The organism is Burkholderia sp. GbtcB21, from assembly GCF_019091065.1.
Classification (GTDB): domain Bacteria; phylum Pseudomonadota; class Gammaproteobacteria; order Burkholderiales; family Burkholderiaceae; genus Burkholderia; species Burkholderia pyrrocinia_C.
This window is the reverse complement of sequence record NZ_JAGXKA010000003.1, coordinates 473,827-492,364: the sequence shown is the minus strand read 5'-3', so window position 1 is coordinate 492,364 and position 18,538 is coordinate 473,827. Positions and strand designations below refer to the sequence as shown.

The 18,538-nt window shown below is 62.9% G+C and carries 18 protein-coding genes and 1 pseudogene; 6 read left to right on the top strand and 13 right to left on the bottom strand.

Translation table 11 applies throughout. The annotated features are described in order from the left end of the window. Positions 1 to 7: 7 nt before the first annotated feature. Complete coding sequence (locus tag KVT39_RS10255; RefSeq protein WP_217588879.1) at positions 8 to 253, bottom strand: hypothetical protein; 246 nt, start codon at positions 251 to 253, stop codon at positions 8 to 10. A 40-nt stretch (positions 254 to 293) separates the two neighbouring features. On the opposite strand from KVT39_RS10255, the gene KVT39_RS10250 reads away from it, so the two are divergent. The 4 genes from KVT39_RS10250 to KVT39_RS10235 all read left to right on the top strand — a co-directional run bounded on the left by KVT39_RS10250 (position 294) and on the right by KVT39_RS10235 (position 4,341). Further along, complete coding sequence (locus KVT39_RS10250) at positions 294 to 1,253, top strand: LysR substrate-binding domain-containing protein (RefSeq protein WP_111019603.1); 960 nt, start codon at positions 294 to 296, stop codon at positions 1,251 to 1,253. A gap of 130 nt (positions 1,254 to 1,383) precedes the next feature. Next, positions 1,384 to 2,514, top strand: a complete 1,131-nt coding sequence (locus KVT39_RS10245; RefSeq protein WP_217588878.1) for a DSD1 family PLP-dependent enzyme — start codon at positions 1,384 to 1,386, stop codon at positions 2,512 to 2,514. A gap of 108 nt (positions 2,515 to 2,622) precedes the next feature. Then, on the top strand, positions 2,623 to 3,594 hold the full coding sequence (locus KVT39_RS10240) for an ornithine cyclodeaminase family protein (protein ID WP_217588877.1): 972 nt from the start codon (positions 2,623 to 2,625) through the stop codon (positions 3,592 to 3,594). A 24-nt stretch (positions 3,595 to 3,618) separates the two neighbouring features. Continuing rightward, entirely contained in the window at positions 3,619 to 4,341 is a 723-nt protein-coding gene (locus tag KVT39_RS10235) for an HAD family hydrolase (protein ID WP_217588876.1), read from the top strand. A gap of 89 nt (positions 4,342 to 4,430) precedes the next feature. On the opposite strand, the pseudogene KVT39_RS38440 reads toward KVT39_RS10235, so the two are convergent. The 6 genes and pseudogenes from KVT39_RS38440 to KVT39_RS38430 all read right to left on the bottom strand — a co-directional run. After that, a pseudogene (locus KVT39_RS38440) lies at positions 4,431 to 4,556 on the bottom strand (RHS repeat-associated core domain-containing protein); the annotation flags it as partial. Between the two features lie 35 nt (positions 4,557 to 4,591). Further along, positions 4,592 to 4,852 carry a hypothetical protein gene (locus tag KVT39_RS10225; RefSeq protein WP_082146161.1) on the bottom strand — a complete coding sequence of 87 codons (261 nt, stop codon included), beginning with the start codon at positions 4,850 to 4,852 and terminating at the stop codon, positions 4,592 to 4,594. Positions 4,853 to 5,095: 243 nt separating this feature from the next. Then, positions 5,096 to 5,419 carry a hypothetical protein gene (locus KVT39_RS10220; RefSeq protein WP_047901670.1) on the bottom strand — a complete coding sequence of 108 codons (324 nt, stop codon included), beginning with the start codon at positions 5,417 to 5,419 and terminating at the stop codon, positions 5,096 to 5,098. Positions 5,420 to 5,555: 136 nt separating this feature from the next. Next, on the bottom strand, positions 5,556 to 6,074 hold the full coding sequence (locus KVT39_RS38435) for an RHS repeat-associated core domain-containing protein (RefSeq protein WP_306795577.1): 519 nt from the start codon (positions 6,072 to 6,074) through the stop codon (positions 5,556 to 5,558). A 288-nt stretch (positions 6,075 to 6,362) separates the two neighbouring features. After that, complete coding sequence (locus KVT39_RS10210; protein ID WP_217588875.1) at positions 6,363 to 6,863, bottom strand: hypothetical protein; 501 nt, start codon at positions 6,861 to 6,863, stop codon at positions 6,363 to 6,365. After that, the gene (locus KVT39_RS38430) at positions 6,832 to 7,863 is read right to left on the bottom strand and encodes an RHS repeat-associated core domain-containing protein (protein ID WP_306795572.1); all 1,032 of its coding nucleotides are present in this window, start codon (positions 7,861 to 7,863) and stop codon (positions 6,832 to 6,834) included. The genes KVT39_RS10210 and KVT39_RS38430 overlap by 32 nt, the downstream gene beginning before the upstream one ends. 86 nt (positions 7,864 to 7,949) lie before the next feature. Here KVT39_RS38430 and KVT39_RS10200 point away from each other — a divergent pair, with 86 nt between their 5' ends. After that, positions 7,950 to 8,162, top strand: a complete 213-nt coding sequence (locus tag KVT39_RS10200; protein ID WP_254640410.1) for a SymE family type I addiction module toxin — start codon at positions 7,950 to 7,952, stop codon at positions 8,160 to 8,162. A 40-nt stretch (positions 8,163 to 8,202) separates the two neighbouring features. Here KVT39_RS10200 and KVT39_RS10195 read toward each other — a convergent pair whose 3' ends face one another. The 5 genes from KVT39_RS10195 to KVT39_RS10175 all read right to left on the bottom strand — a co-directional run bounded on the left by KVT39_RS10195 (position 8,203) and on the right by KVT39_RS10175 (position 17,291). Further along, on the bottom strand, positions 8,203 to 8,463 hold the full coding sequence (locus KVT39_RS10195; RefSeq protein ID WP_217588874.1) for a hypothetical protein: 261 nt from the start codon (positions 8,461 to 8,463) through the stop codon (positions 8,203 to 8,205). After that, positions 8,460 to 13,214: an RHS repeat-associated core domain-containing protein gene (locus KVT39_RS10190; protein ID WP_306795571.1), complete on the bottom strand. Its 4,755-nt coding sequence runs from the start codon at positions 13,212 to 13,214 to the stop codon at positions 8,460 to 8,462. Before KVT39_RS10190 ends, KVT39_RS10195 begins: the two co-directional genes overlap by 4 nt. Before the next feature lie 44 nt (positions 13,215 to 13,258). After that, positions 13,259 to 16,072 (bottom strand): type VI secretion system Vgr family protein, encoded by a 2,814-nt coding sequence (locus tag KVT39_RS10185; RefSeq protein ID WP_368858910.1) that lies wholly within the window; start codon positions 16,070 to 16,072, stop codon positions 13,259 to 13,261. Positions 16,073 to 16,208: 136 nt separating this feature from the next. Next, on the bottom strand, positions 16,209 to 16,826 hold the full coding sequence (locus KVT39_RS10180) for a glutathione S-transferase family protein (RefSeq protein WP_217588872.1): 618 nt from the start codon (positions 16,824 to 16,826) through the stop codon (positions 16,209 to 16,211). 96 nt (positions 16,827 to 16,922) lie between these two features. Further along, positions 16,923 to 17,291, bottom strand: coding sequence for a YciI family protein (locus tag KVT39_RS10175; protein ID WP_217588871.1), 369 nt, complete (start codon positions 17,289 to 17,291; stop codon positions 16,923 to 16,925). 81 nt (positions 17,292 to 17,372) lie between these two features. On the opposite strand from KVT39_RS10175, the gene KVT39_RS10170 reads away from it, so the two are divergent. After that, complete coding sequence (locus KVT39_RS10170; protein WP_105389733.1) at positions 17,373 to 17,840, top strand: MarR family winged helix-turn-helix transcriptional regulator; 468 nt, start codon at positions 17,373 to 17,375, stop codon at positions 17,838 to 17,840. Between the two features lie 30 nt (positions 17,841 to 17,870). Here the strand turns inward: KVT39_RS10170 and KVT39_RS10165 are convergent, their stop codons facing one another. Further along, positions 17,871 to 18,464 carry a TetR/AcrR family transcriptional regulator gene (locus KVT39_RS10165; RefSeq protein ID WP_105389734.1) on the bottom strand — a complete coding sequence of 198 codons (594 nt, stop codon included), beginning with the start codon at positions 18,462 to 18,464 and terminating at the stop codon, positions 17,871 to 17,873. Positions 18,465 to 18,538: the final 74 nt, after the last annotated feature.

Sequence of the window (18,538 nt, the reverse complement as noted above, 5' to 3'; positions counted from 1 at the left end):
CCGGAGATCACGAGACGCGCGCCGCCGCATCCGCCGCCGGTTCCGCCGCCGGTTCCGCACCACCCTCCGTGCTGCACTCCTCCAGCGAAATCCGCTGCGTCTCGCACCCGTTGATCCGCCACCGGCCCCAGCACGCGAGCACAAGCAGCACGATCAACGCGGCCGACGACGAGCCGGCCATCGTATAGACGTTCGTGAGCATCAGCGGCGCGATCACGGCGTCGAGCCCCGTTGCCCGAATCCGCGCCGGCATTTCGCCGCATCGATGGATTCGCGGCGTGATGTGCGGTTTAATGCTCGGCAACACCGGCATTAAGAGACATGAAATGCTCGATCTCGACGACCTTCGACTCGTTCGCGCGATCGGCGCGTCGCGTTCATTGGCCGCTGCGGCGCGCCTGCTCGATCTCACGCCGCCCGCGGTCACGATTCGCCTGCAGCGAATGGAGGCGCGATTGAACGCACGGCTCGCCGTGCGGCAGTCGCAAGGGATCGCGTTGACCGACGAAGGACAACGGCTGTACCAGGAAGCCGTCGATATCCTCGAGCGCGTGGAGGCGCTGCCGGTCAGCATCTCGGGCGACCACGGCGACGTGCAAGGCACGCTGCGCGTCGTCGCCCCGTTCGGTTTCGGGCGTAAGTACGTCGCGCGGATCGTGCGCGACGTACAACGCGCGCATCCGAAGCTCGAAATTTCGCTCCACCTGTCGGAGAGCCCGTTGACGAGCGCGTCGGCGGCCGATGTGGTCGTGCACGTCGGCAGCCTCAAGTCCTCGTCGTGGATCGGCTATCCGCTCGCGCCCAACGAGCGTTTCCTGTGTGCAAGCCCCGGCTACGCGCGTCGCATCAAGGAGCTGAATCATCCTTCCGACCTGGCCCGATACGACTGCCTGTGCCTGCGCGAGAACGACGAGGACATTCCGCGATGGCGCTTCTCGCCGAGCGGCGACGATCGACATGAGTCCCGACGGTCGACCGTGATCCGCGTCACGGGCGCGCTGTCCTCCAATGACGGCACCGTCATCACCGATTGGGCCTTGGCCGGGCTCGGGATCGTGGAACGCTCGGAATGGGACGTCGCCCCGCTGCTGGCGAACGGCAAGCTCGTCCGGTTGCTGCCCGACTGGAGCCTGCCGCCCGCGCCTGTCACGGCGCTGTTGCCGTCGCGCACCGGCCGATCCGCGCGGCAACGGGTTTTTCTCGAAGCCGCGCGGCAGTTCCTCGATCCGCCGCCGTGGCGCGGCAAGGCATGAGCCGCGCCACGGTCCGGGAGATTCATTCTCAATTAAACGTCGCTTAATGATGGATTAGTCACGCGTTAAACATCGTGACCGTCGGTTGCCCTACAGTGTTCGCGTCGGCAACACTCCGAGGCAACGCATCGTGGACATTCAAACCCTCAACACCCCGGCCGCATTGATCGATGTCGGCCGCATGCGTCGCAACATCGATCGCATGCAGGCGCATCTGGACGCACTCGGCGTCAGGTTCCGGCCGCACGTCAAGACCACCAAATGCCGGCAAGTCGTCGACGCGCAAATCGCAGCGGGTGCGCAGGGCATCACGGTGTCGACGCTCAAGGAAGCCGAGCAGTTCTTCGCGGGCGGCGTCCGGGACATCGTCTATGCGGTCGGCATGGTGCCCGCGAAGCTGGGCCAGGCGCTTGCGCTGCGCCGGCAGGGCTGCGACCTGAAGATCGTCGCCGACAGTCTGCAGGCCGCGCACGCAATCGCCGCATTCGGGCGCGAGCACGGCGAGCGCTTCGAAGTCTGGATCGAGGTCGACGTCGACGGCCATCGCTCGGGCGTCCCGCCCGAAGACGACCTGCTGATCGACGTGGGCCGCGCACTGGTCGACGGCGGGATGGAGCTTGGCGGGGTGCTCGCTCACGCCGGCTCCAGCTACGACTACAACACGCGCGACGCGCTGGTGGCGATCGCCGAACAGGAGCGCAGCCGCACCGTGAGGGCCGCGGAGCGCCTCAGGGGCGCCGGGTTGCCCTGCCCAGTGGTCAGTATCGGTTCGACGCCGACTGCACTGTCGGCGGAAAACCTCGACGGTATCACCGAGGTCCGCGCCGGCGTGTATGTGCTGTTCGACCTCGTCATGCACAACATCGGCGTGTGCGAGCTGTCCGACATCGCGCTGTCGGTGCTGACCACCGTCATCGGGCATCAGGAAGAGAAAGGCTGGGCGATCGTCGACGCGGGCTGGATGGCGATGAGCCGCGACCGCGGCACGCAGCGCCAGGCCCGCGATTTCGGCTACGGGCAGGTCTGCACCGAAGACGGCGAAGTGCTCGGCGACTACGTCGTGAGCGCAGCGAACCAGGAGCACGGCATCGTGTCGCGCGCGGGCTCGCCCGACACGGGCATCGCGCAGCGGCTTCCGATCGGAACGCGCCTGCGCATCCTGCCGAACCACGCGTGCGCCACCGGCGCGCAACATCCCGAGTATCAAGCCATCGGTGAAGACGGCATCGCACACGCGTGGCCGCGCTTCTACGGGTGGTGAGCGACGTCCCGCGTCAAAGCCATCCTGCCCGGGAATTGACTATTTGTCTAAACCTAGACACACTTTAAATCTTCCCGATTCGCCTTGCGGCGGAAAGCCTGACCCGACATGCCGACAGACGCCCGACTCCTTCTTCTCGACCGCGATGCCGTCGAACCCGCCCTTCAAGCCGAGCAAGTGATGGCCGCGGTGCGGGAAGCCTTCGTGCTGCATAGCCAAAGGGCCGGACGCGTGTTCCCGGTGGTCCGCGAGAAGCTGCACACCGGCGGCGTATTCGGCATCAAGTCGGGCGACGTCGCGAGCCAGGATCTGCTCGGGTTCAAGGCGGCCGGATTCTGGCCCGGCAACCGGGCCCGCGGCGGCGAGCCGCATCAGGCAACCGTCGCGCTGTTCGATCCGGCCACGGGCCGCCCGCTCTGCATCATGGACGGCAACGCGATCACCACCGCGCGGACCGGTGCCGCTGGCGGCCTCGGGCTGCAACTGCTGGCCCGCCGCGACAGCGCGCGGATCTGCGTGTTCGGCACGGGCGTGCAGGCGCGCGTCCAGCTCGAATACGCGCTCAGGCTGCTGCCGCAACGTTGCACGGTGCAGTACGTGAACGTCGGCGGCGAGCCGGACCCGGTGTTCGAATCGGCGTTCCGCGAACGATGCGCGATCCGCGTCGCTCGCGATCGGAACGACGCGGTGGCCAGCAGCGATGTGGTCATCACGGCAACGCCAGGCGGCGGCGCATTGTTCGATGCGGATGCGGTTCAGCCGGGTACCCATCTGACCTGCGTGGGCGCAGACACGGCGGGCAAGCGCGAACTTCCGGCCGGCGTGCTGGAACGCGCGCGTATTTTCGTCGACGATCACGATCAGGCGCGCAGCATCGGCGAGTGTCAGTGGGCACCGGATCTGCCGCGCACCGAAATCGGCGACCTGCTCGCCGGAACGGCGTCGATCGACCGCTCGCCGAGCGACATCACCGTATTCGACATGACCGGACTCGCGCTCCAGGATCTGACTGTCGCGCGTTTCCTGTATGAGCAGGCCGCCGAGAACGGAACCGGAATCTCCGTTCCGTGGCCGTGGTAATCGACCTCCGCCCCTTCAATCATCATGCGCCTCGCCAAGGTATCCGCCCTCTCGTTCGACCTCGACGACACCCTGTGGCCCTTCGGGCCGTCCGTCGCGCGAGCCGAAGCGGCGCTTCGCGCATGGCTGATCGAGCACGCGCCCGATACCGCGAGCGTGCTGCCCACGCAACAGGCACTGAGCGAGCTACGTGAGGAATACGAACGTTTGTGTCCTGACCTCGTCAGCGACTATCGTGCGTTAAGAATCGGATCGATCAGGCTTGCGCTGGAACGCGCAAACGAAGATGTCGCGCTTACCGAACGTGCGTACGAAGTCTTCTATGCCGCCCGGAACCGGGTCGAGTTCTATGAAGACGCGTTGCCGGCACTGGCATGGCTGAGCGCGCGGTTTCCGTTGATCGCAGTGACCAACGGCAACGCGGACCTCCGGCTGACCGGCGGCGGCGAATTCTTTCGGGAAACGCTCAGCGCGCGTGCGTTCGGGATCGCGAAGCCGGAACCCGAAATATTCCATGCGGCGGCAGAGGCACTCGACGTGCGTCCGGCGGAATTGCTGCATGTGGGGGACGACTTCCACCTCGATGTCGTCGGTGCATTGAATGCGGGGCTTCAGGCGGCATGGGTGGTTCGCGACCAACAGCCGGAAGTGGAGCGCGATCCGCAGCATGCCGCGTCGCCGCACCTCACGCTCCGCGACCTGTCGATGCTGTGTCGCGCGCTCGGCGGACCTGTCGAAGTGTCGTGATCGCATGCGCGATCCGCTGCAGCGCCTTCGACCACGCCCGACTCGTCCAGCAGTTCGCGCGCGATTCGGTAGCCCGTTAAACCAAGCAGATCGATCCAGGTCATTGGATCCGGCGCATATATAAGGACGTTGACTCGACCAGCCAACCCAATCGAATCCATCGATACGAACCGTCTACTATTAGGATCGCAGTACTGATACTGGTTGTGATGCAGCCCCGCCCCCGTGCCTTAAACGCAGGAAACGACTGCTACTTGCGCGCCAACACTTCTCTAAGCCTCCTTATCTCGGAAACCAACAGCGGTATATCTTGCCTAGCATGGGCAATAAAATCTTGATCTGCGACGGCTGCACCACTTAACTCGATATCGTCACTGCGAGCCCATTCTGGACCGGTCATGATGAAATTTGAACCACTTTCATGATCTCTTCCTTCAACATAAGATACCCACGGCCCAAGCGTAGCTGCCTTGCAGCGAGCCTCGATTTCCTCTAGTTGTTCATCGTTCATATTCGGCCTACTTTCCTGCGCTAGGATTGCGGACAGTCGGTGTCATAAGCGCTTCCGCTTGTTCCGCAGTTATTCCCGATAGGGTCGCATGATTTTGGTTTCTATAAGTTGGCGATGCAACTACGTCACCGTCTGCGGCCCTGCCTTGAGTTGTGTAGCTTCCTCTGGAGACACCGTCGTGACATTTACAGGAACCGCAGAGACGCCAGCCTTCATTACTACAACCGCTTGACCTCGGTCAGATTAGCAGGACAAGAAATCTGCCCCCGCATCTCTGATGTCTTCGTCAGAACCATCCAGAGCACGCCTTGCAAATTTAATCATCAAATCTCGATCCAGCTCACAACACAATTCTAGTAAGCAGCGATACTCTTCATAACCACCATTAGCCAGCACTCCATCAATTTCCGCCTCGATATTTTTCATCACCCAATCACGCGGCAACTCCAATATCAAATTTCCGCACTCCTCCGTAAAACCATTTACATAGCTTGACATTGAGATCAACTGCTTAAAAAATACGACTCTCTCCGACTCAGGATAGCTCGACACCACATCGATGGCCATAGCCCTTTCCTCTGGCACGGAAAAGGCTCTCTGAACAAAAGAAACAGCGGATGTTTTTTTACAAACCCACCTCTCAATTTCACGCATATCTTGAAAGCCTCTTTAAGCCTCTCCCACGATTCATTTTCTTTATATTTCATAATTTCTTCTTCCCAGCCTTAATCCAAGGCAGATTTTTGAATTTCTCGACAAATGTCTGTCCCGACATTCGCTTAGAAGGACAGACTGTATGATGAGTTGCGGCATGCGCCCCGCCAACGTCCTTGCCATCCGCGACGACCTCTATCCCATCTGGGAGTTCCGATCCAATTGGAAGCTTGTGATAAGTACCACTGATATGTGCCTTATTGACATTACCAAATGTCGACGCGCCTCCTTCAGTAGTCGGCCCCACCATTCCAGCTGCGTCGGCAATCAAGTCTGCGTTTAGTCCCGGTTTTGTGTTAACGCCCTGGATTCTAGGTTCGCGCGGACCACTGGCTTTGCCAAATGCATATAAGTCGCATGTGGTCTTAGCCAAGCCCAGCGGATCAATCCACCCGACCGGGTTCGGCGCGTATCGATAGACGTTGATCCCGCCTGCGAGCCCAATCGGGTCCTTGGACACGAAGCGCCCACTGCCCGGATCATAGTACCAATACCGGTTGTAATGCAGCCCCGTCTACTTGCCGCTACCCTCGACCTCTCACCGTTCAGCCGTCGCAATCTACTGCTGCGACGCAGATTGCATTTCCCGTCATAGTGGTATTGCGCGGTGAACGACACGCCGTTGAGCCTTGTGTATCAAGGCAATTCAACTTCGCGCGACGGTTGGCAAGTGTCGATCGGGTCACACGCCGTACACGTACCATTACGGGTTCACGTGAGCCAGTGCTAACAGGCCGGTCGAAGGCGAACGTCTCCATTCGTAGAACGGCCTCACTCCTTCCGCACACGAGCCTTCTCATGCCACCCACGAGGGTTCATACTCGTAACAGTAAAGAATTGAATATACGCTCACATCCTCACCGCCAAATAGAATTTTCTTGCTCAAAGCAGCGTGAGGCGTAAAAATGAATCCCGCCTCACGCATATATTTAAGCATAGAAAATCTGAAATCTCTTGAAGGCAAATCTTCTTCCGGCAACGATGGACTGCCGTCTGGCAGAACTTTCGACAGATAAAAATACGGACCGACGAAAGATACTTGCATAACAGCCTTTTCTTTCCCTTTCTTGATAACAAAGGAATAGCTGACATCGGTATTAGGCTCCGTGTCTTCCGAAAATTGATAATTCTCTTTTATAAAATTCAGCATTTCTGGATACTTCTGCTCCCCAAACCACCGACGAGAAAAGAAGTACTCAGGGCGCTCAAAGCTACCATAAGCCTCAATCACATATCGCAAAAACCTCTCCCAATCGAAGTTGGATTTAGGGGGCTTCTGGTCCTTTGGGATGTCCATGAATTTTCCCTGCATTGTCTTGGTGAACACGCACTGAAGTTTGAGTACCTCCGTTAGGGCCAAATCCTACCGGATTCTTAAAATCGTGATCTCGAACATTTGGACGTCCGGGAACAGGGATTCCTTGATTCCAAGCATCATCCGTATATTGAACTGCATCAGTCCAATCACAAAAACATGATGTCGCCTTACCTTGTTTTACGCGATTATCATACTGTGGCTCACCTAAGACGTGTCCCGCTTGTTTTTGTTGTGAGATGTGCGGAGGCACACGAGGCCGCTTCTTCTGCAAGCCAAGTGGATCAATCCAGCCAACCGGGTTCGGCGCGTACTGGAAGACGTCAATCCCACCAACCAGCCCGATCGGGTCTTTACTGATGAACCGGCCACTGTTCGGATCATAGTACCGATACCGGTTGTAATGCAGCCCCGTCTCTTCATCACAATACTGCCCCGGAAACCGAATCGGGTTCGTCGCCTCATTCCGCTCCGGCGTCTCCCGCCAGACCCTCTTCTCCCCGCCCCACGCCCGATACCGCCCCAGCCACACCACCTTCCCCGCATCATCCACCAGTTCCTGCGGCGTCCCCAGATGATCGTTCTGGTAAAACAGCGTCGCATGCCGTGTCTTCGCCGGCACCTGCACGAACCGCCCGTCCGTGCCTGTTGCAATGAATGCCGCCTCCACCAGCGTCTCGTCCAGCCGCGCCAGCGGCACGAACGTCCCCGGTTCATGCAGGTAAATCGACGCCCCTCGCCACTGAGGCCGCTCCCCGAACGTATGCATCCGCTGCGCCACCGGCAACGAGCACTCATCAACCGGATCCTCCCGCACCACATTCGTCGGACGATGCATCACCGGCTCGCGCTCGCCCGGCTGCGGCGGCGGGATATGGAACCGCTCCTCCAGCAGCAGCACATCGCCGTCCCACGTGAACACCGTCCGGTCGATGCTGCCGTCCCGCTGCCCCACTTCCTTCAGCGTCCGACGGCCGATCATGGTTGACGCCAATCTTAAAGCACGTCCACCCGTCACGGAACGGTTCATCACGATGCAGCGCAAGCTGCGACATCGGCCGTTACGGAATGAGAGCCATCTATGACGAGAGCTGCGAGCCGCTGTTCCTCTGGCTCAAGATCTCAGGCCGCTGGCTGACACACGACGTAGGTTTCCACGCAGGACAGAGGCTCCGCGTTCACGTCCAACACGGCAAGCTCACCATTACCGCCGCCCAAACAGACACACCCGCAGTAAAACAGGCGGAACAGATCACCCCGGATCGCCGACAACCCCGCTAACACCAAGGGCCGCTCACGCGGCCCTTCGCCCATTTAGCTGCTAACCACCAAGCAACTTCACTTTGTCTTGATTGATAGCAATCACGTCAACGTGATTCTCATACGAGAAGTTCGATATCGAATCTTGCAGGTGCACGTGCTCAGCATCATTGGAATCCATTTCGTAAGCCGCATTAATTAGGAATACACCAAGAGCCCTAATAACCTCCGGCTTGGCAAGGATGGAAATCTCATCCAGCTTTAACGACCTATCGTCGCCTTCCAATGTTCCAAAAACCTTCACTTCACCAAGATCAGTCATAGATCGAAACCCTTTTCACGCAAATAATCTTTCTCTGTTCGCGTCAGTCCAGAGACGCCCCCGCGCGATCCGTGGCTCTGCGTGCCATCCTTATTCACAACAATCTCCTGCTTTCTGGACTTGCATTGGCAGTGAGCATGAACTTGTTGGTTCGTATTCTCCACATGTGGTGGATCAATTCTTATTCGGCCATTCCCAACGGTAACCCACTGACCAGATCGAGCTAAGCCCAACGGATCGATCCAACTGACTGGATTCGGTGCGTACTGGTAGACGTTCAGCCCACCTTGTAGCCCAATCGGATCCTTCGACACGAACCGCCCACTGCTCGGATCATAGTACCGATACCGGTTATAGTGCAGCCCCGTCTCTTCATCACAATACTGCCCCGGAAACCGAATCGGGTTCGTCGCCTCATTCCGCTCCGCCGTCTCCCGCCAGACCCTCTTCTCCCCGCCCCACGCCCGATACCGCCCCAGCCACACCACCTTCCCCGCATCATCCACCAGTTCCTGCGGTGTCCCAAGATGATCGTTCTGATAAAACAGCGTCGCATGCCGTGTCTTCGCCGGGACCTGCACGAACCGCCCGTCCGTGCCTGTCGCAATGAATGCCGCCTCCACCAGCGTCTCGTCCAGCCGCGCCAGCGGCACGAACGTCCCCGGTTCATGCAGGTAGATCGACGCCCCTCGCCACTGAGGCCACTCCCCGAACGTATGCATCCGCTGCGCCACCGGCAACGAATACGCATCCGCCGGATCCTCCCGCACCACATTCGTCGGACGATGCATCACCGGCTCGCGCTCGCCCGGCTGCGGCGGCGGGATATGGAACCGCTCCTCCAGCAGCAGCACATCGCCGTCCCACGTGAACACCGTCCGGTCGATGCTGCCGTCCCGCTGCCCCACCTCTTTCAGCGTCCGACGGCCGAACGCGTCGTACGCGAAGCTCACGCGCAACTCCGGCCGCACTGTCCCCGAAATGGAAACCACTCCACCCTGCTTCGTCTCGACCCGATCGATCTCATCCGCCGCCGGCGGCTTCGCATAGCGATCGGCCCGTTCGAGCCGGTGCGCCGCGTCGTATTTGTACAGCCACGTCGCCCCGACCCGCTCCACCTTCCGTACCAGGTTCCCGTGTGCGTCATGCGTGTAACGCGTGCGATTCAGTTCCGTCAGCACGTTCCCCACGCACTTCGGCAGCGCCCGCGTCCAGTTGATCAGCGCCCCCAGTTCGTCCGACAACCGCTTGCGCCGCTCGAGCTGCGCCGGCGTCATCCGCTCGCCCGGGTGCGCTTCCGACCACGCGCGATCCTCCGCGATGACCCGCGGCACCCGCGCCGTCAGCGCCTCGAGCGTTTCCTCGCTCGGGCGCGGCGGGATCTTCTCCGGATCCACCGGATTGCCCGCCGGATCGAACGCGAACACTTCCTTCAGGTCCGGCGTCGCCGCCTTCAGCAAGCGCCCCGTCGGATCGTATGTGTAGTCCGTCGCCCCGCGCATACGATCCTCGATGCGCGTGAGCTGCCCCGCCGCGTCGTACCGGAGTTCGCGTCCGGCGATCCAGTCGGACGGCCGCGCGTTCGCATCGCGACGCACGATCATCCGTTTGAGCCGACCGGCCGGATCGTATTCGCGCGTCTGTTCGAAGCGGCGATGCCGCCGCACGGTCTCGCGATGCAACTTGTCGCGCTCGAAGTCCACGAGCGGCTGGCCGTCCAGCAGCACGCCATGCAGGTGACCCGACCCATAGCGTAGCCAGTCGATCGTGCGCGTGTTCGGCAGTTGCGTGCGGATCCGGTTGCCGAGCGCGTCGTATTCGTGCCGGGTGACCGACGTGTACTCGCCGCGGATATCCGGGCGGATCGTCTGTTCCTCGGCGATCAGGTTGTCGGCATCGTCGTAGTGCAGCCGTACGAGGCTGCCGTGCCCGTGCGCGGTCGTCAGCCGGCCGCGGGCGTCGTAGTAAAAGCGCTCGGTCACCTGGCCGCGACCACCCTCTCCCTTCATCTCGCGCCGCGTCAGCCGCCCGAGCGGGTCACGCTCGTAGGTCGTCTCGATGTCGCCTTGCTGCGAGCCGGTCAGTTGCCCCGCGTCGTCCCACGCGTAACGGGTCGTGCTGCCGTCGAAATCCGTCTGTTCGACGAGCCGCCCCAGCCGGTCGTAGGCAAACCGCGTCAGGTCCCCGTTCTCGTTGGTCAGCCGCGCCAGCCGCCACTGCCGGTCGTAGGCATACGCCAGTTCCCGGCCGGCCGCATCCTTGCGCCAGGTCGGTTGCCGACGTGCGTTGAACATGTATTCGGTGACCTGGCCCGCCCCGTCGCGGTAGGTTCGCAGGTTGCCTTCGCCGTCCCACGTGAAGTGCTCTTCGATCCCATCCGGATGCGTGATGCCGGCGATCTGGCCGCGCGCATCGCAGCGGTAAAGCGTGACGTGGCCCTCGGCGTCGGTGACGCGCGACAGGTGGCCACGCTCGTCGTAGCCGTAGCTCGTCGCGTGGCCGGAGCAGTCGGTCGCCTCGGTCAGTCGTCCGGCGTGGTCATGGCGGAAGCGTTTCACGCCGCCCTTTGGGTCGGTCAGCGACAGCAACTCGCCCTGGACACCCCATGCATAGCGGGTCGTGCGCCCGGCCGCGTCCGTCGTCGAGACCGGCCGGCCGAGCGGGTCGTAGGCTGTTTGCGTGGCGCGGCCGTCCGGGGTCGTGACGGCGACGGGCAGTCCGTTCTCGTCGTAGTCGGTGCGCGTGGTGTTGCCGAGCGCGTCCGTTTCGGCCGTGAGACGCCCGTGCGCGTCATAAGCAAAGCGTTGCGTGTGGCCCAGTGCGTTCTTTGTACCGACCAGACGGTTCTGTTCGTCCCATTCGTACGATTCGGTCGAGCCGTCCGCGTGTTCGACCAGCACGATCCGGTTGTGGTAGTCGTAGCGGTGGATCGTCGCATTACCGTCCGCATCGGTGACCTTCGTGTACCAGTGTTCGCGGTGATACTCGAAGGTCGTGTCGTCCTCGACAGGCTGGCCTTCGTTGCCGTACCACGTGCGCACGCATCGCGCGTCGGCCGGCGCCGGCACGCCTTCGCGTCGACCCGGCCAGTCCCATGCGAGGTTCGCGGGATGACCATTGAAATCCGTATAGCGCGTGAGCAGGTGCTGCTCGTACGCATACGTGCGCCGGAACCCGAGCATATCGGTATGCCCGGTCAGGTCGCCTGCGACGCCGTACGTGTAGCGCGCCAGGGCCTCGTTGGCGAGACCCGCCACGCCATCGCGGTAGATCGCCGAGACGCGGCCGTCGACGTAATCGATGCGGATAGCATTGCCCGCGCCGTCGCCGATCGTGACGAGCTCGCCGGCTGCGTTGTAGAGGAAGCTCAGGCCGAGACCGTCGCGGTGGGTACGGGAGATGAGCCGATAGCGGGCACGCGTCACCGTACCGTGCAGTTCATAGCGTTCGTGCGAGCCGTCGGGGTAGGCCAGCTGCACGTGACGCCCATCCGGGCGCGTCACGGTGAACTGCTCGGTCTGCACTTCGACCGATTCCCCGATGCCGACCGGCGGCAGCGGCACCGCGCGGCTATCCGGATCGAAGAACGTCAGCACGCCGTCCCGCTCTTGCAACGACAGGTGATATGCACTGCTCCAGCGCGCCCCGAGCGGGCTCGCATCGTAAGCCGCGAGGCTCGACCGGTAACGGCGGGTCCACACGATCGGCACGAAGCCATCGAGCACGAAGTCCGTCTGCTCGAGGTGCTCATCGCCCATCGCGTAGTTGACCGGCTTGCTGCTGCCCGTCTTCGGACACCCGCAGCCGTCCTTTGCCGGCAGGGGGCTCGGCGCCGCGCCTTGCTGCGTCGAATCGCGGTGTTCGCCCGGCTTCCGGTGCGGCTCGCGCATCGTGCCCGGCGCGGCCTGCGCCACATGCGACGGCATCTTGCGCGCCTTGCGGCCCTTGATCTCCGCGGTGATCTGCGCGGCCATGAACAGCAGGCTGCCGGCTTCCTCCACGTTGCCGAACGCGCGGTCCAGCATCGGCCCCGTGTTGCGATCAAACTCGTCCAGCCATGCGACGATCGCATCGCGCTGCCCCGACACCTTGAGCAACTGGTCGATACCGATCAGCGCGATCTCCTCCGACGACGGCACCCATGACAGGAAGCCCGTGTTCTTCCTGACCCGCCCCATCTGTTCGGCAGTCGACACAGGATTGAGCACGAAGCGCCGCACCGTGCGCGACGCGTCGCGCACGCCTTGAACGATGCTGTCCTTCCACTTGCGCAGATGCGTATCGAGTTCGGCCATGAACGCGAGCACGTCGCCGCCGGCCGTCGCCCAGAACAGATCGACCAGCACCGCCGCGCCGGCGCCCTTCGCGAACGCGAGCAGCACTTCCTTGACGACCGCGCGCGCCGGGCGCGTGGCGTTGCCCGCAGCCGGCACGACTCCGATCGCGTCGATCGCGAGGATCCCCCAATTGAGCACCTTCTTCGTGCCGCCCGGCTCGCTGCAGATCCGGTAAATGTCGATGCCGACGTCGTACAGCGACATCGCGTTGCCGACGAACGGCACCATGTACAGGCACTGCACGAAGATCTCGAGGCCGGGGTTTTTGACCGATTCGGTGCCGGCGGCAAGCAGTTTCGGCGATGTTCCCGGTGCGGGAACCGGACTGACGATGACACGCCGTGCTTCGGCGTTCTGCTGAAGCGCCTGAGGAATCTGGCGCTGAGGAGTGGAAGGGGCTGCAGTTCCGGTCATAAGTTGTTATCTGTTTCGAACGGGAAGCGGACGCGACGCGCGAATCAGCGCGACACGGTGGTTTTGACGAGGCCGGGCGCAACATCCGGTTTCGCTGCTGTGGCGCGATTGGCGGTGGCATTCGCAACCGGCTGGCCGGCCATGTCGAGTGCGGATCGAGCGAGCGCGGCGACGTTGCCTTGCGCGCCGCTTGCCGCGATGCCCGACGCCGCCGCCTGGACGGAAACCGCGGACTGCAGCGCCTGCATGACTGTTCCGGCTGCCGGTATTGCCGACGCCATCGCCGCCCCGACAAGACTGGGCACCGCCTGACCGGCATCGCCACTCGCTGCCGAAAATTCCGGCACTCCGTTCGGGTCGCCCCATCTGCGCGCGGCATCCTGAAGATCGTGGTCTTCCTCGCGATACTCGACCGTGCCGCCGCCGCGCGGCGCATTCGCTACCGTGCCCCGGCCGTTGGTATCCAGCCGCCCCTCGCGCCACGACCCATCCGGAAACGTCACGCGATACGGCGCGTTCCTGACCGGCTCGCCGTTCGGATACGCATGCCAAAGCTGCATGCCGGTTTGCTCCTGTTCGGGCATCAGCGGCAGCGCCTGCCGTCGTGTTGCGGACGGCCCGACGCGCAGCGGCCCCTTCAACTGGATCTCGCCCGCGCTGCCGATCTCCACGAGCCCGCCCTCGAGCTTGATATAGGCCCCGCCGCACATCAGCGTCAGCGCCTTCTGCGCATTCAGCGTCACGGTGTCCGACGTGCTCGCGATCGTCACGCCCTTCAGCGCCGTGAGTTCCAGCGCATCCGCTTGCGCCTGCACGTCGACCTTGCCCGCGCCCGCGTACAGCTTCATTCCCTGCGTGTTCGCATACATCGACACCGCGTTTCCGGCAGCGACCGTGTAGTTGCCGCCGATCGCCGCATCCGCATTACCGCCCGTTGTCGTGAAGAAATGTCCGCCGGCCGCCAGTTGCAGGTGCTCGCCACTGGCGATCGCGACGCCGTGCGGCGCGGAGGCGAGCAGCACCGCCGCTTCGAGATCCTTGATTCGCGTTTCGAGCAATGCCTGCTGCGCGTCGCACGCGGCCACCGTCGCCCGGGCCTTCTCGACCGCGTCGGCCAGACTGCGCATGCGTGACCGGGCCGCGTCGAGCTGCTGGCGGGCCGCCGTCATGTCGAAGGCCTTTCCGCGTGCATTCGACTGGGCATCGGCCGTCAGGAACAGCCCCTTGCCGGCACGCATGACACCACGCTCGTCGGTTCGGACCTCGAACCCTTCGCCGCGCGTGTCCTTCCGGTTATCGACGAGATGCCCGAGATTGACCTGTGTCTTGCCGCCGTAATCCGTCGACAGCTTGATGCCTTCTCGTCCCTTCCGGTCCTCGAAACGAAGCTTGTTGTTCGCGCGCGTGCGGATCACATTGCGTGTATTGAAGCCGTCCCGGCTCGTCACCAGGTCGACCGCCTGACTGTCGTGATGCGCATGCGCGATATACGGCCGGTTCGGATTCCCGCCGGCAAATGCAATGGCCACCTCGGTATCGGCCAGCAGCGGAAAATGAAAACCGGTCTGATTGCTGCCCGCGAACGGCTTGGCGAGCCGAAGCGGAACGCATTCGCCGCCGGCCGGCCACGCGTCGAAATCGAAATCGAATCGCACCGTGTAGTGGCCGCCGCTCGTCAGATGCGCATACGGCGATGCATCGGGCGTCGTGACGCGCGCCGACAGCGTGCCCGCAATCGTCGGCCACCGTCGCTCGTCGAACTTCAAGCGGAACGGCCGGCCGCACGGAATTGCCTTGAACGTATTGATGTACGACGCATCGCGTCCGCCTGCATGACGCACGGCAACGATGACGATCCCGTGCGGCGCATCGGCCGGCCTCTCGTCGAGCTTCGCGACGAGCCCCGGCGCGAAATCCACCACCGAACTCTTCCCGGAATACACCACCTGCCAGGCAACCGCGGCCTCGTGACGCAGTTGCGCTTCGTATCGGGCTTCGTCGCCGTCCAGATGATGCGTACCGAACACGTAACGCCGCCCCCACGTGGTGGGATCGTCGCGAGCGATATTCGCTTCGGCATTGAAGCGGTCGTAGGCCTTTTCGGGGTTGTAATCGGCGACCTTGACCGACTGCGGAATGGTTTCGCTCAGCGACTCGAGCGACAGCACGGCCTCGTGGCCCGTTTCGAGACCGCTCGCCTCGCGGTACGGAATAACGACATCCGGACGATACGTATAGGCATCGACGTCATCGCCGAAATGCAGTTCGTCGCCATGCTGCCCCGCGCGGAAGAAGCAGAACAGGCCCGCCTGCTCCATCAGCAGCCGGATGTAGTCCCAGTCGGACATCCGGTATTGCATGCGGAATGCGAGGCGCGGATAGGCGCGCCGCAGCTTGAACGAAAACTGGTGGGAGCGGAATTCGTGCCGCCTCAGGATCGACTCGACGATCTCCGGCACGGACTGCTGCTGATAGATGCGCGACGCCTCGGTCAAACGCAGGCGCGCGACGAACGGTTCGACGACGATGCGATACGACACGAAATCGCGCGTCTTGCGTATCTGTCCGAATGCCGTGATACAGCCGGCGAAGGTGCGGACGGCGCCGGCGCCGCCGCCGATTCCCGCCGGCTCGATTGTGAAGGTCGCGGGGCGATTGAGATAGTCGGCGCGCACGAGCGAATCCGGGCTCGTCAGCGTCAGTTCGATTCTGTAGGGCTCGCCGAATTGCTCGTCGAGCACGAACGACATGATCGACAGATCCTGTGCGTGAGGCGCGCCCGGCACCTCCAGGAAATACGACTGACGACCGGTGATCCACTGCGCGAACGCACCTTGTATTCCTCGTTCTTGAGCCACGCTTTTCCCTCGGCAACCGTCTTTTTTCTCGGAAGCTGAAGGGATAACGGATGGCTGCATTCGAGTCCAGCGAACGGCAACGGTTTGAAACAATGTTCGTGGTCGATCACGCCGTTTGGCATGACCGACCACCGTTTCACGCCGCCTTGCGCGCCTCCGCGATCCGCTGCGGCGCCTTCGGCCGCGCATACAACCGTTCGAGATACGCCCGCAGTTGCGGAAACGGTTCGATCAGGTTGCATTCGCTGGCCCAGTCGATCAGGTAGGCCGTCACGCAATCGGCCACCGTCAGCGTGTCGCCTACGATGAACTCGCGCCCTTCGAGATGCTTGTCGAGGATCGCGGCCATCGTCGCGAAATCCTCGCGCGCCAGTTCGATGTCGGCCGGCGAGCGCTTCTCCGGCGGATAGAGGAACGTGTGCCGCGTGATCCGCCACAGCGGCTGCTCGAGCTCCGTCACCGCGAACATGACCCACCGATAGGCCTGGGCGCGCAGCGCCGGATTGATCGGCAGCAGCGCCTTCTCCGGGTACTTGTCCGCGAGATACAGCACGATCGCGGCCGACTCGGGAATCACGCGGTCGCCGTCCACCAGCACGGGCACCTTGCCGGCCGGATTGATGCGCAGGAATTCGGGCCGCTTGTGCTCGCCCGCGAGCAGGTTGACCGACACGAATTCGAAATCCGCATCCAGTTCCTTCAGCCCCCACAGCGCGCGTTGCGAGCGGGTGCCGGCAAATCCGTAAAGCTTCATCGCATGTCTCCATCCAGAATGTCGGGGAAATCTCCGCATGCAGGCCACGGCGCATCGACGCATCGACGCAACGCGACACGCTGCGACCGGCATCGCTCACGCGCCGGGAATCGGCAGCACCGGCATCACGTCGATCTTCTCGCCCGGGAAAATCGTGAAATGCGGATGGCCTTCGAACATCGCGGCCGCCGCGTCGTGCGAAGCAGCACGCACGACCGAAAACGCGCCCATCGCGTTGGCCGTGTCCTTCACGCCGCCGGCGTCGACGGTCTTGGTCTTGCCGAGCGGCCCGCCCAGCTCGACGACCGCGTCGCGATGGCGTTCGACCCACGCCTTCCATGCGGCGATGCCTTCCTGCTCTTTCGTGCGCCGCTCCTGGTCCGAAAGCGCGACCCACGCCTTCATCTGCGGGCTGTCCTTGCTGCCGAGGAATACGGCGAGATACAACTGCTGTTGAGCACTCATGCTTTCTCCTCCGGTGACGGGCGCGGCGGGCTGCCGCACCTCGACCTTGACAAGATAGGTTGATATCAACACAATTGCAACATGGCACGAAAAGAAAAGCTCCCTTTCGAAACGACGCTGATGGTGCGCGATTGCTGCCTGTGCCTGCACATGCAGCGCGCGGCGCGCAACCTTGCGCGCATCTTCGACGATGTGCTGCGTCCGCTGGATCTGACCAACGGCCAGTTTTCGCTGCTGATGTCGCTGAACCGGCCGCAGCCGGCCCCGATGAAATCGGTCGCGTCGCTGCTCGCGATGGACCGCACGACGCTGACCGCCGCGCTCAAGCCGCTCGAGCGGCGCGGGCTCGTCACGATCGCGCAGGATCCGGACGACGGGCGCAGCCGCCTGCTCGAACTGACGCCGGCCGGCCATGACCTGCTGGCCGAAGCGTTTCCGCTGTGGCAGCAGACGCATGCCGATATCGAACGGCACTTCGCGCCGGGGGAAGTCGATCTGTTGCGCGGCCAGTTGCGCGCGCTGTCGGAAGATCCGGCTGCGCGCGGCTGAACCGGCGCACGGATCGCGACGCGTGCCGCGTTACTTCCTGCCCCTCTTCGGCAGCAGCAGTTGCGCGAATTCCTGCAGGAAATGCACGGGGCCGCGCTCGTGCAGCGCACGCCCGCTGCTCAGCGCGCCGTCGATGACGGTCGCGAGCCGCAGCGCGAAAATTTCCGGTTCGTCGACTCGCATCGCGCTCGCCAGCTTGGTCAGCCGGCGCCGCAGTTCCTGCTTGTGCGCAACGGCGACCTTGCGGGCCGGATGGTTGTCGTCCGCATATTCGGCGGCGATGTTGATCTGCGGGCAGCCGCGATAGCCGGGGCGCGCAATGCGCTCGCCGATCCATTGAAGCTGCGCATCCAGTTCCTCGCGCGGCGTGCGCTTGTACTGCTGCGCCACCGCATCCCAATGCGCCCAGAAGTCCGCGTCCTCGCGCAGCAGGAACGCCTCGATCAGGTCGTCCTTCGTCGCGAAGTGACGATAGAGGCTCGTCTTCGCGACGCCCGCCTGCGCGACGATCAGGTCCACGCCGACCGCGCGTGTGCCTTCCCGGTAGAACAGCTCGCTGGCCGTTTGCAGAATGCGCTCGCGTGTATCGAGCGCGCCGCCTTGTGTGTCTATTCCCTTTTTCATCCCGACTCGGCCTTCCAGGGCCGCCCGTACCGCAACAGTGGACCGATCATAGCACCGCGGGGTTGACGACGCTA